The sequence below is a fragment of the Marinomonas piezotolerans genome (assembly GCF_003362755.1).
Classification (GTDB): domain Bacteria; phylum Pseudomonadota; class Gammaproteobacteria; order Pseudomonadales; family Marinomonadaceae; genus Marinomonas; species Marinomonas piezotolerans.
On record NZ_QKRA01000003.1, the window covers coordinates 473,406 to 487,572 of the forward strand.

Genomic DNA, 14,167 nt, shown 5'->3' on the forward strand with positions numbered 1-14,167 from the left:
CTCCTTACATTCCTGCCGCTTTTTTGACGGCTTTTTCAGATGCAACGCTGTAGCTTGACGGCTTTTCTAAGAACACCAGCGTCACGGCGTTAGGGTTGTCTGTTGATTTCTCTAGGCGGATGACCAGCGGGCCGATGTTCATCGTCTCGCCATCGAGGCGGCGGCGTTTATTGCTCGTCGGTTTGCCTTCGATGACAGAGCTGATGGCAATCGTGTTGTCATGCCCGTGTTGTGTGAAGATGCGGCTGGTCAGCGCTAGGCGGAAACGTGGGTCGTTATTTCCATCTAGAACATACACAGCTTGATCCTGAGTAAGAGTGGTTCGGTAATGGTTCACCTTGCTCATGCTGCGTCTCCTTCCTTTGAACTTTTCAAAATCTCGTCTCGGATGATGCTGGTGTTGTGCGGTGCTGCGATGCGCAGGCGCGCACGCGAATGTGTGCATGACAATGTGGTGACGTGCACGATGGTTTCTGTATCAGAGGGCGGTACCTTGATGGTGATGCCTTCATCTTTTGTGCGACTGAGGATCAATCCGCTGTGCATTACTTTTCTCCTATCCAATGATGAAGTCGGTTAGTTCACGGCGGTTACCGCGAACCTTAACCGTGCGAGCGGCACGGGTTGTGTGATGTCGTGCTAGATCAAGGTCTGCGTCGAATGTAAAAGGTGTATCGAGCGCAGTTGTTGTCATGGCAGCTAGCACCATGGCGATCGCTGTCGCTCTTCGGTACGCGGTCTTGATTTGGACTGGCTCGACACAAAACAGGATGTCGCCAAGCGCAATGGCCTTTGCAACAGCTTCAGTTAAGTTGCTGGCGTCGTAGTGCTTGCGAGCTTTGTCTTGATGGAAATGAATGGTTGGAACAGATCTACAAACAGTGTTGGCAATCTGCTTAGAGCGAAGCCCCTGAGCAGTCATTGCCAATATCTCAAGTGCATGAGCGCTTAGCTCTGATGTGTGGCTGGAAGGGTAAAAACTTATTTGTTTTGCGTCTTGCATGATTCGGCCTCTTGCCTATATTTCGATCTGTTGACTGAAATATAGTACAAGATATTGTTAAGCGTCAACAATGAATATAAAATAAAGATAAACAAATATACTGTATGTGTGTACAGTATATTTGTTTAGTTGTTATCGATGAGCTTTGTTAGGCTTGAGATGAGATTGACGGCGTGATCCCGTCGCTGTGAGGGAATTTTGTTAAGGGTGATTTCTAGTTGCTTTAATGCTTCTTGTATTGTGAGTGGTCCGCCGCATAGCTCGCCAGAACATAGATCTAGTGCTAGCTCTACGTTTTGTAGTGTGTGTTTGCTTGGACGATTTCGACCGATCTCCCACGCCTTTACGGTATGCTCAGATCGCTTGACCTTTTCGGCTAACTCTTTCCTTGATAGTCCACGGGCTTTCCTTGCAGCTTCTATCTTTAGGGCTAGATTCATATGCTGCTTTTATGATTTGCGTCAGGGGAAAAATATATTGAAATCAACGGAATGTAGCTGTTTATCATTCGTAAAAAAATGCAATGGAGAGTTTATTTTTCTATTGCTCTCCATATGGGTAGAGTTTACCCAATATTGGATAGACATAGTCCCTTGGGCTTGTAACAACGTTGTGAAACGCCGTTAATATGCGGGCTGGAGCTGTAATATGGAAGACATGGATTTGAAGCTGCAAAGGGAACAATTAGTCGAAAAACTAAAGATTGCTCAAGAACAAGGCGATCGAGGGATGGTTGCGTACTATCGAATTCAGATCAAACTTATTGAGCAGGAAATTATATGTGAAGAGCAGGGGGCTCATAGTGGTCTACTACTACAGCGTAATTAAGTGCACTCCCTGCCGTAAGAGGTGTGAAACAATCAATATAGGGTTAGTGGTTTTCGATCAAGGAGATCTTCAAGTGCATTTGGATACTAATACCAGTAAATTCTTGGCGTTAGAAAATGACCTTATACGTGATGAGCTGGGTGATCTTTATGAGAGATGGAGCTTCTTCACTAGTCATCACAGTTCACCTAAAGAAAAACATGCCGCTATAACTAGCCCTGAGCGCATTGGAGTTTGGTGTGGCGGTCTTGGCTTTTTTACTGTTGAAGGTGCAGATGAGCTTGATCGCAAGATACAGGATTTAATGTTTACACTTGTAGCTTAATCATCCGCCAGCTTTAAATGCATCATCAATTGTTCATAGACACGCGAGAAATCCACAGCATCATCTTGCGGGGTTCTACCTTCCTTCATGGCGATGCGCGCATTGTAAAGCTGGCAAATGCCAATAATGCTTGCATAAAGCTCCTGAGAGTGCATTTTTCGGCCGTCCGCTTCAACAGATGCTACCAGTTCTTTTGCTGTTCTTAGTATTAAGTCGCTATCGATCTGTGATGTTTCAGGGGCTTTATTGGGTTCTTTATCTAGGAAGCCATCAGGTAAGGATAGGGCGTATTCAATTTGTCGGGCAGCTTGGCTGCTGATACGCTTTTTCCCATTTAGAGCATAGCTTAGCCAGCTTGGGCTAAAGCCCAGCCTGTCGGCGACAGCGTTGCGAGAGATTTTGTCGTTGTATTCGATAGCTGCCACTTGGCGTTCCAGTGCCTTTCTTCGCCATTGATACACCCACGCGTTTTCAAACTCGTGCTGGCTCATTCCCGCAATGCGCATAGCCTCATCTATGGTAACGCCCAGGAAATCACAAATCGCTTTAACTTCATGAAAGAGAAATGGTGTCTGGCCTAGTAGTCGTCGATTTAGCTGGTCCATGGATAGCTTGAGGTGGTCCTTGATATCGGACCTATCAAATCGAGAAGCGTCGATTAGCCGCTTGATGGCTTCAGCAGTTTGTTTGACAACATCGTCTTTCTCAGAGGTATCAAGGGTTTTGCTGTCGACGGTCATTATTGAGTCTCTATGTTGATTTCTGTGTCTAGCTAAAGCGGATTGAGATCCGCTAGTTATGGTACTTATTGGAGAAATGAAATAAGTGCATTAATTCTATTACTTAATTTTCCGAAATAACACGATATACGCCTTTTTTAGAAAATTGAGAGCGTCCTTTTAGAGGCTCTGGTGATTGTGCTGATCATATAAAAATGAACGGTTTTATTTTTTATTGATTTTGTTGACCGTTTTGGTGGACTGAGTGGCTTAATATGGTCTATTATCGTTTTTGCTGCCACTATGAAGTTTCATAGTTTTGTATGTGAAACGTAAAAATTTGTGGCAATCAACCATCGTTAGATGGCTCTTAGTCGGCACGCTGTGAAGCGCCCGAGCAGAGTAAAGGGGATGTCCTTGTGAACCTACTGCGCCCATCTGGGTTTAGTCTATTGAATAGTCGTTGCAGTAGTGGAACGACTGACCCGCATTCAGGTGTTACCCTTTTTGTGAACGACTGACATTGCGCCCCTCCGGGGGCTTTTTTAGCAAAGCGCGAATTCATGGATTGGGATGACCCTGAACTTTGTAGTCTCGTTGAGAAGATCAACGAGCGATTCGGACAACTGAGAGATAACATCGAAAGGCAAGACGCCGATCATAAGTAAGACGCTGACGAATCGATGTATCTGTAATTTTTGACAGGTACAGAGCTATGAGTAATAATTTGCCCGTTGCTGCAAAATCGGCAACCTGGATTACCACCCAGTTTTTAAGAGGAGAGCAGACACACCGCTCCGAGCGGTTTTTTTGTGTCTGTTGTATGCCTGTACCTACCATTTATGGTCGGGTTCTTGGCTATGGAGCCGTCTTCGGATGGGCCAGTTCTCCTTTTACTGGTTGTGGTAACTCCTACGCTTTGAATCCGGCCACCCTAATTTCGAAATTACCACTTCGATTGGGTGGCTCCAAAATTAAAAGGAGACCACTCATGGCACAATTACGCCTATTGGTTGACGATCGTTTGAGTTCTTATGCTCAGGCTGTTCGCGACACCATTCAACTTTACGTTCCTATCTTTGGCGATTCGCCACGCTTCTTGCTCGATGAGCAGGAGCTTTCTGAACTATCTCAACTTCCAATCGAAAAAGTACGTTTAGCCATCGCTGAGTTACAGCGCGAAGGCTGGATCGCGCCGTTTTTTAATGGCCGCAAATCCAAGAGCCACGTCTACGCCTGCCAGAACCCAAGCTTCAAAGGTACAGCTATGGAGGTGTGGGCATGAGTTATACCAATTTTCACGCAACCACTTGGACTTGCCAAAATTCTGGCATCAAGATCCAAGTAACAAAAATTTATCCTGATAACTCTATGGCCTTTGCTGTTAGAAACGAGACAGGCAGTTGTTGCCTTGATAACCATACCTCCCTAGCCATGTGGGCGGAGCCAATGCCATCTAATCGATCAGATGAATGGCTTTCCAAACATCGATTTTATGGCTTTGAAGATGCTTTAAAAGCGGCTGATAAGTTTGTTTCCAATAACCTCCAGTATGTTTATGGGGGTGAGTCATGAGTGAAGTAAACGTTATTTCCATAAGCGGTGGTAAAGACTCCACCGCTCTTTCTTTGCTTTCTATAGACCGTGATGTACCAAACAGAATTTATGTTTTCGCAGATACTGGTAATGAGCACTCGATAACCTATGAGTACCTAGACTATCTAGAAGAAACGCTAGGTATTGAAATCATTCGTGTTAAAGCTGATTTCACTAAGCAAATATTACGCAAGAGAAACACTGTTAAAACAAAATGGCGTAAAGAGGGGATATCTCTGCGGGTTATCGCAAGAGTGCTTACTCTTCTTAAGCCTACTGGAAACCCGTTCCTAGATTTATGTATCTGGAAAGGGCGATTCCCATCTATGAAGGCCCGGTTCTGCACTGAGTTTCTTAAAGAGAAAGTCATAGAAGAACAAGTTATCGAGCCATTGATTGGTAAATACAGCACGATTATTAGTTGGCAGGGGCAGAGAGCTGATGAATCTGCCAGTCGTGCCAAATTACCAGAAATGAGCGCTGTTTTTGGGGATATGGAGACCATGAAGGGAATCTTTAATTACCGTCCGATCCTGAAATGGACTGCTGAGGAAGTTTTTGCATTCCATAAGAAGCATGGAATCAGGTGGAACCCATTATATGAGAAAGGCATGTCCCGCGTTGGGTGTATGCCATGCGTGAACGGTAACAAGGGGGAGCTAAAAAAAATCGCTGAGCAGTTTCCAGAAGTTGTAGAGCGTATACGCCAATGGGAAGAGATCGTTTCACAGACATCTAAGCGAGAGTCAGCGACATTTTTCCCAGCTGTCAATGACCCAACCGTCAAAACAGATGACAAGATCTTTTTCCGAACTCACGGCATCAATCGAATGATTGATTGGGCGAAAACATCGCGAGGGGGCCGACAGCATGACTTCCTAAATCAAGAACCTACTGATGCCCAAGTGTGTCAGTCTGTTTACGCGATATGCGAATAGGGGGGTGAGGTATGATCAAAGATACGATTACTCACTTTCATTTTTGCTGCGGCCTTGGGGCCGGTGCAAAAGGTTTTAACATGGCTAACCCTCGTGTTGGGAATGTTGAGGCGCGGTTCGAGTGCCTTGGTGGTATCGATGTTGAGCCCGCTGCGATCCGTGACTTTAAAACGCTGACGGGCACGGATGGCACCGTGATGGATTTGTTCACCCGCGATCAGTACACACGATTTCACGGTGTGGAGCCACCAAAAGAGTGGAAAGAAGCCACTCCTGCAGACGTTCGTGCTGCGGCTCAAAATCGCACGCCTAATGTGGTGTTTATCAGCTCCCCTTGTAAGGGGGCAAGCGGTTTGCTATCTCAAAAGAAAGCGGTCACACCCAAGTATCAGGCGCTTAATGAGCTGACGCTTCGTTGTGTTTGGCTGATGGTTGAGGCATGGAAAGACGACCCAGTTGATTTGATTGTGTTTGAAAACGTGCCTCGCTTAGCTTCTCGCGGTCGTCATTTGTTGGATCAGATTAACCAAGTGTTATCTCACGCTGGCTACGCAGTCGCTGAAACGACCCACGATTGTGGCGAGATCGGTGGCCTTGCGCAGTCTCGCAAGCGTTTCCTATTAGTGGCTCGTCATGTTGAGAAGGTTCCGCCATTCCTATACCAGCCAGCCACTAAAGGGCTTCAAAGTGTTGGCTCTGTTTTAGAGCGCATGCCGTTACCTGGTGATGAGGCTGCTGGCCCAATGCATCGCGTAAGGCCTCTGCAATGGAAAACATGGGTGCGCTTGGCATTTGTTGAGGCGGGTAAAGATTGGCGATCGCTTGAGCGTTTGGTGGTTGAAAACGGCCATCTTCGAGACTTCTTAATTATGCCTGAGCGTCGTAACGGCTTTATCGGGGTAAATGATTGGGAACAATCTATGGGGGTGATAGCAGGTAAAAGCTATGCGACCAATGGGGCGTTTTCAGTAGCCGACCCTCGTTCTCCTCGATCATTAGGTGGTTATGGTGCATACGGAATAATACCGTGGAATGAATCAATGGGTGTGGTGACCTCTCAGTCTGCAGTGGGAGGTGGGCGCTTTGCTGTGGCCGATCCTCGACCAAACTTGAAACGGAAGAAAGGCGATAATTTCTACGGAGGCGGTCACTATGGTGTTTTGCCTTGGGATAGCTTTTCTGGGGCTGTTTCTGCTGCTGCATGTCATGATAATGGCCGCTGGTCTGTGGCTGATCCGCGTTTGCCTGAGGCTAGCGATAATGTCGTAGCGTACATCAAAGCGCTGGATGGGTGTTGGCACCGTCCCTTCACAACACTTGAGCTTGCTGCTCTGCAATCCCTAATCGAGCCAGAGGAATATTTGCTGCTTGATGGCTTAAATGATCGTGAATGGCGAGAACGTATCGGTAATGCGGTACCGCCAGCGGCTTCTCGTGCGATCGCTGAGGTGATGGGTACGACGATCCTGCTTGCTCGACAGGGCGAGACATTCCTTTTAGACAACGCGCCTATTTGGGTCAAGCCTATGGCTGCGGCGTTGAGCGTAGGGGGTGTGCAGTGAGTATCGAGAAGCTTTTAGACCGTCCTATTGCGTTCCAGCGTTCTTTCATGGGATTAGGAGCAGGCGCCTCTGGTGCCTTGTTCCTTTCTCAGGCTGTTTACTGGTCAAACCGTACCTCTAACGCTGATAAATGGTTCTATAAAACCATTGAAGAATGGACCGAAGAAACGGGTTTATCACGCCATGAGCAGGACGGAGCACGTAAAAAACTGAAGGCCAAAGGCGTCCTTGAAATCGTTAAGAAGGGCATCCCTTGCAAAACGTATTATCGCGTTAATTTCGAGAAGTTAGCCGAAGTTCTAGGGGTTATCTCTACAACAAACAAGAATGCCGAAATTCGGCAAACTGGAATGCCAGAAAGCGGCAAACTAGATTGCCAAGAATCGGCAAACAGTTGTGCCGAAAACCAGCAAACTATTACAAAGATTACTACAGAGATTACTACAGAGAATACAACAGAGATTACTTCAGTAAATAACTTGTCCGATTCGGTCGAATCGAACGAAACCGCTCCGGTGGTCCCTGTTGAAAAATTCGATGCCAAAGCCAAACGCGAGTTGTTGGCCCAATCGTTCGATTTGTTCTGGAACGCCTACCAGCGCAAGGACAACCGTAAGGCGGCTGAGACGAGGTGGCTAAAAATCCCATTGCCGAGCGATCGTGAGCAAGCGGTCGTGAAAATTCAATTCATCATCGACCAAGCGCAGCGCTGGGGGAATCTCTACGCCGCGGCACCTGCCGACCAGAAACAATTCCAGCCTCTGCCAACGACTTGGATTAACAACGAGCGCTGGAACGATGAGCAACTGCCAACTATCCGCCAGCAGGCTAAGCCAGGCGGTGCGATTGATTGGAACGATGTGTTTGATCCGGAGGGCTTCTGATGCGAAACGTAAGCGAATTATTACCGACCCAGCAACGCAATTTCCCTGTTAGCCGCCCTGTGGTCCATGAGCAACCGCGACAGTCGGCCGATATCGACGCTGATGCCTTGGCTGCGATGAAAAAGACGATCGGCAAGCTTTTTAGCACCTTGAAAGCGTTTTATCCAAATTACGGCGCATCGATGAAGACGCCAGAAATCGAGGCGGAGATTCAGAAGCAGTGGGCTCGTGAATTGATCAAGGCGCGAGTGAGTGGCGATATGCTGCGCACCGGTGCTGCTCGCGCAAAGCGTTATGCGGTTGAGGATAAGTACACCAAGTGGCCCGTTATTGCTGAATTTATTATGTGGTGTTACGGCCTACCGAGTGTTGACGAAGCCTACCGCGAGGCGGTTGATCACAGTCACGACATCGTGAGCTGGACGCCTAGCCACCCAGCGGTTTACGCCGCTGGCAAGATTGTTAGCTGGCACAAACTCCGCCGATCGGATACTACAGCGGGTAAAAATGCCTACCGCAAAGCCTATGCCGATATGTGTGCCGCTGTGATTCGAGGCGAGAAGATCGTCGCGGATAAACCGCAAATGATTGAGCAAAAGAAACTGACCGAAAGCGAGCGCGCTGAGCTGAAAGAGCTGGGCCGCGCGAACATCGGCGCACTGAAAGCAGCGCTTAAGGGGTAGGGGATGTTTAAGAATGGAGCAGAGTGCGAAAAGGGTGTTTCTAAGCAATATGTGCAGAATCGAAGAGGCAAAGGGCTTAGTTTAGCCGAGCGGTTTCACCTTCGTCGTCAGGGCGCGACGTTAAACCGCCCGACTCATAAGATGGACCGTAAGATTCGTGCTTGTTATCCCCGAGGTAAGGCGTTTTTAAAAATCGTTGATTTACATACTGCGCAATGGTTAAGCGGTGATGGGAGAGTGAGATGAGCACACATTTAGCTGAGTTAATAGACCGCTGGGAGACGGGGGCGATTAGTTTTTCAGAGGCTGAGGCTTTGATCAATATGCTGGTGCGCGAGGTAAAACCACTTGATATTGAAAAGGTCTCCCTATCGGAGGCGTTTAAGCAGGCTCGCGCCGCTCGTGGTGAGACTTTGGATGTGGCAGCTAAGGCCATTGGGGTCAGTAAGCCGCATCTTCATTCCATTGAGTCAGGTAAGAGCAGTAACCCGGCGATTAAAACAGTCGTGCAAGCCGCAATGCATTATGGCGTTTCGATTGAAGTGCTGGCGGGATTAAAAGAAATGACGGGGCGTGTTAATCCTAGCGTCAATACTGGCTGTGTTGTGAAGTTGCCGAGCCCTGAGAACATGCAACGTGTTGAAACTGGTGCTGTGCAGTTTGGTGATGATTGGCCGGGAGTGTTTATTCGCGGGGATAACGCTGCACATTACAGCATGGCTATTGATGGTTTGCTTAGAGGGGAAATTGACCCAATCGCATTAGGCGTTCTTTCTGGGCTGAATGAATTGCTCAAGAGTTGCGATGTACGAACTTAGTTAGCCGGCTGGCTTCGGTCAGCCTTCTTTCACTGTTGAATAATAGCGGGGTGGTTATGGATATTTATGGAATTGGTAGCGCTTTGCGTGGGATGTTTGGTGTTGTGAGTGAAGGTGCTCGTCGATCTGGCCGCACCAGTCGAATGCTTGATTTAGTTCGATCTGGTGATGTGATCTTGTGTCTAAGTACGAGAGAGGCGGAGGGCCTACGCAAAGAGCTAAAGAGACGTGAAATTTCTGATGTACGTGTGATTGATAAAAAGGCTTTTTATGAGGGCGCTGGCCGCGCTAATGCTCGACGTGATATTGGTCGGGTGCATTTTACTCATGAGTTTGTAGAGGATCATTACCACTATGCTTTGCATCGTGCAGATGAAAGCCTTCGTGATATTGAGTTGATCTTGTATCGCAGACCAACGCCGCCACCAGGCCCACCTCCACTAAGAGAAGTTAGATACTGGTAAACATCGCAAAGCGCGTTCTATGAGCGCGCTTTTCAATGCTAACCCATCATCGCCGTGAGGCGAGGAGTCAATCATGCGCTGGATCGATCGTCACAAGCCGCTGTCCCTTGGTGGCATCTCTTGGAATGTTATCAACAGACACATCAATTATCTGATCAGCCCTTCTAAAGACGCTGGCTGGCACGGCCAATCCAATGCGGGAAAGATTTGCGATATGTTGGAGACGGGCATTCAGCCTGATTTTCAGGGTGGGGGTAACTCCAACGCGAAGATGATCCGCGAGGTTGAGAAGCTGACTGTTGGTGATTCGGGATATGGGTATCTGCTGTCGGGGTTGAGCGATATGCAGTTGCTTTGCTTGCTTGCTGCAGTGTTGGCCCAAGGGCGAGTGAATGAGCGAGGAACGCCACCGACTAATGCCGCGATCGTAGCAATGCTCCCACAATATGCGGCTGAGCTGCGGTTAAAGGCCCCACATAAAACACTCCAAGTAAACCGTTTTGAAAAGCATGTGGCTGAAGGTAAGTCACGCTTTGTTAAACGTGTTGAAAAGGAGTTGATCGCGCGTGACATCTAAACGAATTACGGACACGTTGATTAAGGGCTTCTTATCATCTGGTGATAAGGAGTGGTTGTTTGATGCGCGTCGGGTTGAGTTTCGCGCTAATCCGAGTCGTACGGGGGGCACGTTTTACGATGTGCGTTATCAGGGAAAGCGAAAGGTGCGCACGGTGTTGGGCAAGTGGCCAGCGCTGAAGGCGGCAGATTTGTTTAAGCGATTGAGTGCGATTCGTTCGCAGACGATGGCAGGTGAGCGTAACTCGGTGACGGTGGAGCGGATCACGGATGTGCAGTCGCTATTGCTGTGGTTCTCAGGCCACATCGAGGCGGATAAGTCGTTTAGTGATAGTTATACGGCTACGGCCCATGGCTGTATTTATAACCACTTGATGGGGTCGCTGGGCGATGTGGCGATTAAGTCACTGTCTAAGACGGATTTCTATAAGCGGGTGTATATGCCCAAGCAAGAGACGCTTGCGGTGTCCACTCTTCATAAGGTTTGGGGGGTATTGAAGCGTGCGTGTTCGTTGGCGGGCAAGCTGGGTTTGATTGCGCGTGATCCGCTGATGGGGGTGGGCTGGCGTGACTTTACGCAAGATAAAGAGGTTGCGCGATCGGGGCGCCTTAAACCGTATCAATTGCCGGAGCTGGCTCAGTGTATCGGTGATAGCCAGTTTTGGCGGCGTTTGTTCTTTTCGATGCAGTTGTGCCACGGCACCCGCATATTAGAAACAAGTTTAGTGGAGTGGTCCCATATTTCCCTCGATAACGCGGTTTGGTATATCCCAGCGGCGAACACTAAAACGGGGGTAGAGCATAAGGTTCCGATCGCACCTGCAGTGGTGGCGATGCTTCGTGAGGCTAAGGCCAGGCGCGGTGGTCGGTTTGTGTTTTCGCAAAATGGTAAGAAGTCAGTTCATACGAGTACTGCAAGTAAGTGGTACCAAAAGCTTTCGGCTGAGTTCGGCCAGAAGTTTACTAGCCATGATATGCGTAAGCTTGCGCGTGATTATTGGCAGGAGAGTGGTGTCGATAGTCGTGTCGCTGAAATGTTGCTGAACCATGCGCAAAGCGATTTAGAAGGGCGGTACCAAAGCCGCTATGCGTGGCCTGAGATGGTTAAAGCAGTGAGCGCGTTGGCAGGGGCGGTATTCGGGTAATAAAAAGCCCCGCTGGGCAGGGCTTTAGAGAAATCCTGATATCAAACTCACGAAATACGAGAGTTTACCACTTCCATCGCTTTCGCTAATTTAGATTCGGTCTCAGCTGTCCATTCTGCTGAATGTAGGCGAGGCGCTGGGGCAGAAGGAACGGTTTTTCCAGATTTTAGCTGGGCAACTACCTCACTGAAAAGAGGGTGCTCACTAAGTTTAACTGGTTTACTAACAGCTACTTGATTCAATTCCATTATGTATCCCCTTGAAACTATTGCCTCATTGATGATGTTCATATCATAAATTGTAGGCGATAGATTATTTTGTTTAGTGGTATTACACACAAACTTCACTTCTGGGCTTGTGCAATAATCCGAAAAGGCTGCAATTTGAATGGAGGTTTTAGCACATCCACACTCAAATAAGGCTGCCGCTGCAAACTCTCCTCCGCTTCCAGCAGAGAATGCTTTTACAATCTGCTCATCTTGACAATATAGGGCATGACCTAGCCCAAAATCAAATAGAGTTCTACTATCGGCTAGGTCAACTATAGCCAAAGCAACTTGAGGAGTGCCATTCTCGTCGCACACCACAGGTGCGCTTGCCATGTCTCTCGAAACTAACCACCACTCTTTCCACTTAGCTATATACAGAGAACTACCTGCAGTCATCAAGACAAAAGTATCTTGATATGGCGTTAGTTTGTCGAATCCAGTGTCGTCGCAGTAAATCAAGTAGCGCTTTTGGTCTGACAGTATTAATGGAGCTTCAGGGTTTCCGCCAACTGACCATCGAGTATCCGAAGTTACGATTGAATTAGCATAGTCGCATAAAAGAGTTGTCATTTACTTTCCGATGTCGTCCCTGAAATTGGTTGCGAATCCTACTTTATTGAGCGTGATGTGTCTATATTTTCCGTCACAGTACCGTCACGATAGTGCATATGCGTTAAAGGCTAAAGCCTTTTGCGGCGCGGCTTTGCGCTGTGTTGTTATAGAGTTCTATTAAGACCATAGAATTTCATTTTCGCGCGCGCAAGGGTGGAAAAAGGGGAAGTTAGCGGTTACAGTTTGTTCATGCTGTGAGAGTTGTGCTTACTGAGTGAGAAGTGTGACCTGACAACTTTTATCTATGGGATTTCAGTGTGATCAGATGCTGTAGGTTCTGCCGTATTCAAAATAATGGATTATTATATGAGTTCACCAATACTTGAGTTACTACCTTCTATTCACGTGACAATTGTAGGTGTGGTGGCTGCATTTTTTTCAGCATTTGTAGTTTTTGCTTTTCAAAAAGTTCAAGATGCAGAGGATAAAAAAAAGAGGGTGCTTAAAGGTGTTGAGGAATTTGATACTCCCAATAAATACTTAGGATCACCTGCGACTAATGTAAGGATTAATGATGGTCTTCTGAATTGGAAAGAATGTCGGCGTGAAGTATTGTATAGAGCGGCAAGAATGTTTTCTGATTTAGATAAGAAGGCAAGTCATGGAATTAATATCCGTCAGTCAGATGAGCCATCAGATCAAGAAGTTAAAGAAGTTGTAGGTGATCTTATGCTTATGCTTTATTACGTATTTACTACGTATCCTTTTTCCGGAATATCGATGGTCTCCACGAGAGATTTAAATAGAATAGAAGAGCAGAAGAGTAAGCCATTTGATGAAAGTAGGATTACAGAACTTCAAAATCGTATTAATTTCTTAAAGTGGAACTGGGAGAGTGGACGATTATCAATCATTGAGTTAGCAAAGCGTTATGATTCAATCAGGTATAATGAAGAAAAGGAAATAACAGAAAATCTAATTTCTGAAATGAAAGAGAGTTTTTCCGGCGAAGTTTCTGAAAATGATATTGAGGAAATGGTTCAAGATATCAAAAACCGCCCTGTAACTTACTCAAGTGACTCAGTCAGAATAATAACCGATTATTTCGAGAAAGTTTTCCAGTACGAACAACGGGTGATTCCAGCTTTATTCGAAGCTTTGTCTGAATATAAAATGTATAACGAACGTTTCAAAATTAAAAAATGGAGCTTAATCGTTATTAAACTCGTCATCTTCATTTTAACATTGGGAGTTTTTATTCCACTCGTAACGTTAGAAGTTCTTGAAGGGGTGCCTGACTTTAATTGGAATAATTTGCTAATGGGGTGGTTTGAGTTTTTTGTTTTAGTTTCGACTTTAACGCCATATTTTTATGCCTGTTTGTATTTTTATAGAAAAGTAAAGGGTTTAACTTTTGATTGATGATTTCTGTATAAGTTGAGGAACTGATTTTCCTCAAAATTTAATTTTCGGCCTCGCTTTGTGCGGGGCTTTTTCGTTTCTGGATTCTTATATGAAGATGCTACCGGATGAACTAATGCAAACTGCCGTGTTCGTCGTGGTGGCTTCCCTCGGTGGGCTGGTTAAATACCTTCGTCAAGTTCAACAAAACATACGAAATTTCTCGGTAATTCAGATGCTTATCACTGTAATCACTGGCGGTTTCCTTGGGATGCTTACGTATTTCTTAGGTGTGTCTGTGGGTATGGATGGCCCCATGATTGGTTTTATGTCTGGTATGGCTGGCTTGATGGGGGATGAAGCAATCAAGGTATACACAGATAAGTTTAAACGCGGGGGTTAGC

21 protein-coding genes are annotated in these 14,167 nt (G+C 46.7%); 15 read left to right on the forward strand and 6 right to left on the reverse strand.

Going from position 1 to position 14,167, the window contains the following annotated elements; genetic code table 11:
* Nucleotides 1-4: 4 nt before the first annotated feature.
* From DN730_RS09730 to DN730_RS09745, 4 genes are all read right to left on the reverse strand, one after another.
* Nucleotides 5-346 carry a hypothetical protein gene (locus DN730_RS09730; RefSeq protein WP_115467918.1) on the reverse strand — a complete coding sequence of 114 codons (342 nt, stop codon included), beginning with the start codon at nt 344-346 and terminating at the stop codon, nt 5-7.
* The gene (locus tag DN730_RS09735) at nt 343-546 is read right to left on the reverse strand and encodes a carbon storage regulator (protein WP_115467919.1); all 204 of its coding nucleotides are present in this window, start codon (nt 544-546) and stop codon (nt 343-345) included. The genes DN730_RS09730 and DN730_RS09735 overlap by 4 nt, the downstream gene beginning before the upstream one ends.
* Nucleotides 547-556: 10 nt before the next feature.
* Entirely contained in the window at nt 557-1,003 is a 447-nt protein-coding gene (locus tag DN730_RS09740) for a LuxR C-terminal-related transcriptional regulator (RefSeq protein ID WP_115467920.1), read from the reverse strand.
* Nucleotides 1,004-1,128: 125 nt separating this feature from the next.
* Nucleotides 1,129-1,443 (reverse strand): helix-turn-helix domain-containing protein, encoded by a 315-nt coding sequence (locus DN730_RS09745; protein WP_115467921.1) that lies wholly within the window; start codon nt 1,441-1,443, stop codon nt 1,129-1,131.
* 208 nt (nt 1,444-1,651) lie between these two features.
* Here DN730_RS09745 and DN730_RS19065 point away from each other — a divergent pair, with 208 nt between their 5' ends.
* Together DN730_RS19065 and DN730_RS09750 are read left to right on the forward strand one after the other, a co-directional pair.
* Entirely contained in the window at nt 1,652-1,831 is a 180-nt protein-coding gene (locus DN730_RS19065) for a hypothetical protein (protein WP_158541198.1), read from the forward strand.
* Nucleotides 1,832-1,877: 46 nt separating this feature from the next.
* The gene (locus DN730_RS09750) at nt 1,878-2,156 is read left to right on the forward strand and encodes a hypothetical protein (protein WP_245957939.1); all 279 of its coding nucleotides are present in this window, start codon (nt 1,878-1,880) and stop codon (nt 2,154-2,156) included.
* Here DN730_RS09750 and DN730_RS09755 read toward each other — a convergent pair.
* Nucleotides 2,153-2,896 carry a helix-turn-helix domain-containing protein gene (locus DN730_RS09755; RefSeq protein WP_115467923.1) on the reverse strand — a complete coding sequence of 248 codons (744 nt, stop codon included), beginning with the start codon at nt 2,894-2,896 and terminating at the stop codon, nt 2,153-2,155. The two genes, DN730_RS09750 and DN730_RS09755, sit on opposite strands and share 4 nt — an antisense overlap.
* 970 nt (nt 2,897-3,866) lie before the next feature.
* Here DN730_RS09755 and DN730_RS09760 point away from each other — a divergent pair.
* The 11 genes from DN730_RS09760 to DN730_RS09810 all read left to right on the forward strand — a co-directional run bounded on the left by DN730_RS09760 (nt 3,867) and on the right by DN730_RS09810 (nt 11,541).
* On the forward strand, nt 3,867-4,160 hold the full coding sequence (locus DN730_RS09760) for a hypothetical protein (protein WP_115467924.1): 294 nt from the start codon (nt 3,867-3,869) through the stop codon (nt 4,158-4,160).
* Entirely contained in the window at nt 4,157-4,450 is a 294-nt protein-coding gene (locus tag DN730_RS09765) for a hypothetical protein (RefSeq protein ID WP_115467925.1), read from the forward strand. The genes DN730_RS09760 and DN730_RS09765 overlap by 4 nt, the downstream gene beginning before the upstream one ends.
* A complete protein-coding gene (locus DN730_RS09770; RefSeq protein WP_115467926.1) occupies nt 4,447-5,409 on the forward strand; it encodes a phosphoadenosine phosphosulfate reductase domain-containing protein in 963 nt (320 codons plus the stop codon). Before DN730_RS09765 ends, DN730_RS09770 begins: the two co-directional genes overlap by 4 nt.
* 11 nt (nt 5,410-5,420) lie before the next feature.
* On the forward strand, nt 5,421-6,971 hold the full coding sequence (locus DN730_RS09775) for a DNA cytosine methyltransferase (RefSeq protein WP_115467927.1): 1,551 nt from the start codon (nt 5,421-5,423) through the stop codon (nt 6,969-6,971).
* The gene (locus DN730_RS09780; RefSeq protein WP_115467928.1) at nt 6,968-7,855 is read left to right on the forward strand and encodes a hypothetical protein; all 888 of its coding nucleotides are present in this window, start codon (nt 6,968-6,970) and stop codon (nt 7,853-7,855) included. Before DN730_RS09775 ends, DN730_RS09780 begins: the two co-directional genes overlap by 4 nt.
* Nucleotides 7,855-8,538: a replication protein P gene (locus tag DN730_RS09785; protein WP_115467929.1), complete on the forward strand. Its 684-nt coding sequence runs from the start codon at nt 7,855-7,857 to the stop codon at nt 8,536-8,538. The genes DN730_RS09780 and DN730_RS09785 overlap by 1 nt, the downstream gene beginning before the upstream one ends.
* Before the next feature lie 3 nt (nt 8,539-8,541).
* Entirely contained in the window at nt 8,542-8,784 is a 243-nt protein-coding gene (locus tag DN730_RS09790) for a hypothetical protein (protein WP_115467930.1), read from the forward strand.
* Complete coding sequence (locus DN730_RS09795) at nt 8,781-9,356, forward strand: helix-turn-helix transcriptional regulator (RefSeq protein WP_115467931.1); 576 nt, start codon at nt 8,781-8,783, stop codon at nt 9,354-9,356. The genes DN730_RS09790 and DN730_RS09795 overlap by 4 nt, the downstream gene beginning before the upstream one ends.
* Before the next feature lie 56 nt (nt 9,357-9,412).
* A complete protein-coding gene (locus DN730_RS09800; protein WP_115467932.1) occupies nt 9,413-9,820 on the forward strand; it encodes a hypothetical protein in 408 nt (135 codons plus the stop codon).
* Between the two features lie 73 nt (nt 9,821-9,893).
* Complete coding sequence (locus DN730_RS09805; RefSeq protein ID WP_115467933.1) at nt 9,894-10,397, forward strand: hypothetical protein; 504 nt, start codon at nt 9,894-9,896, stop codon at nt 10,395-10,397.
* Nucleotides 10,387-11,541: a tyrosine-type recombinase/integrase gene (locus tag DN730_RS09810; RefSeq protein WP_115467934.1), complete on the forward strand. Its 1,155-nt coding sequence runs from the start codon at nt 10,387-10,389 to the stop codon at nt 11,539-11,541. Before DN730_RS09805 ends, DN730_RS09810 begins: the two co-directional genes overlap by 11 nt.
* A 47-nt stretch (nt 11,542-11,588) precedes the next feature.
* On the opposite strand, the gene DN730_RS09815 is transcribed toward DN730_RS09810, so the two are convergent.
* The gene (locus DN730_RS09815) at nt 11,589-12,380 is read right to left on the reverse strand and encodes a hypothetical protein (RefSeq protein WP_115467935.1); all 792 of its coding nucleotides are present in this window, start codon (nt 12,378-12,380) and stop codon (nt 11,589-11,591) included.
* Between the two features lie 348 nt (nt 12,381-12,728).
* Between DN730_RS09815 and DN730_RS09820 the strand changes: the two genes are divergently transcribed.
* Complete coding sequence (locus tag DN730_RS09820; RefSeq protein WP_115467936.1) at nt 12,729-13,784, forward strand: hypothetical protein; 1,056 nt, start codon at nt 12,729-12,731, stop codon at nt 13,782-13,784.
* 91 nt (nt 13,785-13,875) lie between these two features.
* Nucleotides 13,876-14,166, forward strand: coding sequence for a phage holin family protein (locus tag DN730_RS09825; RefSeq protein ID WP_115467937.1), 291 nt, complete (start codon nt 13,876-13,878; stop codon nt 14,164-14,166).
* Nucleotide 14,167: the final 1 nt, after the last annotated feature.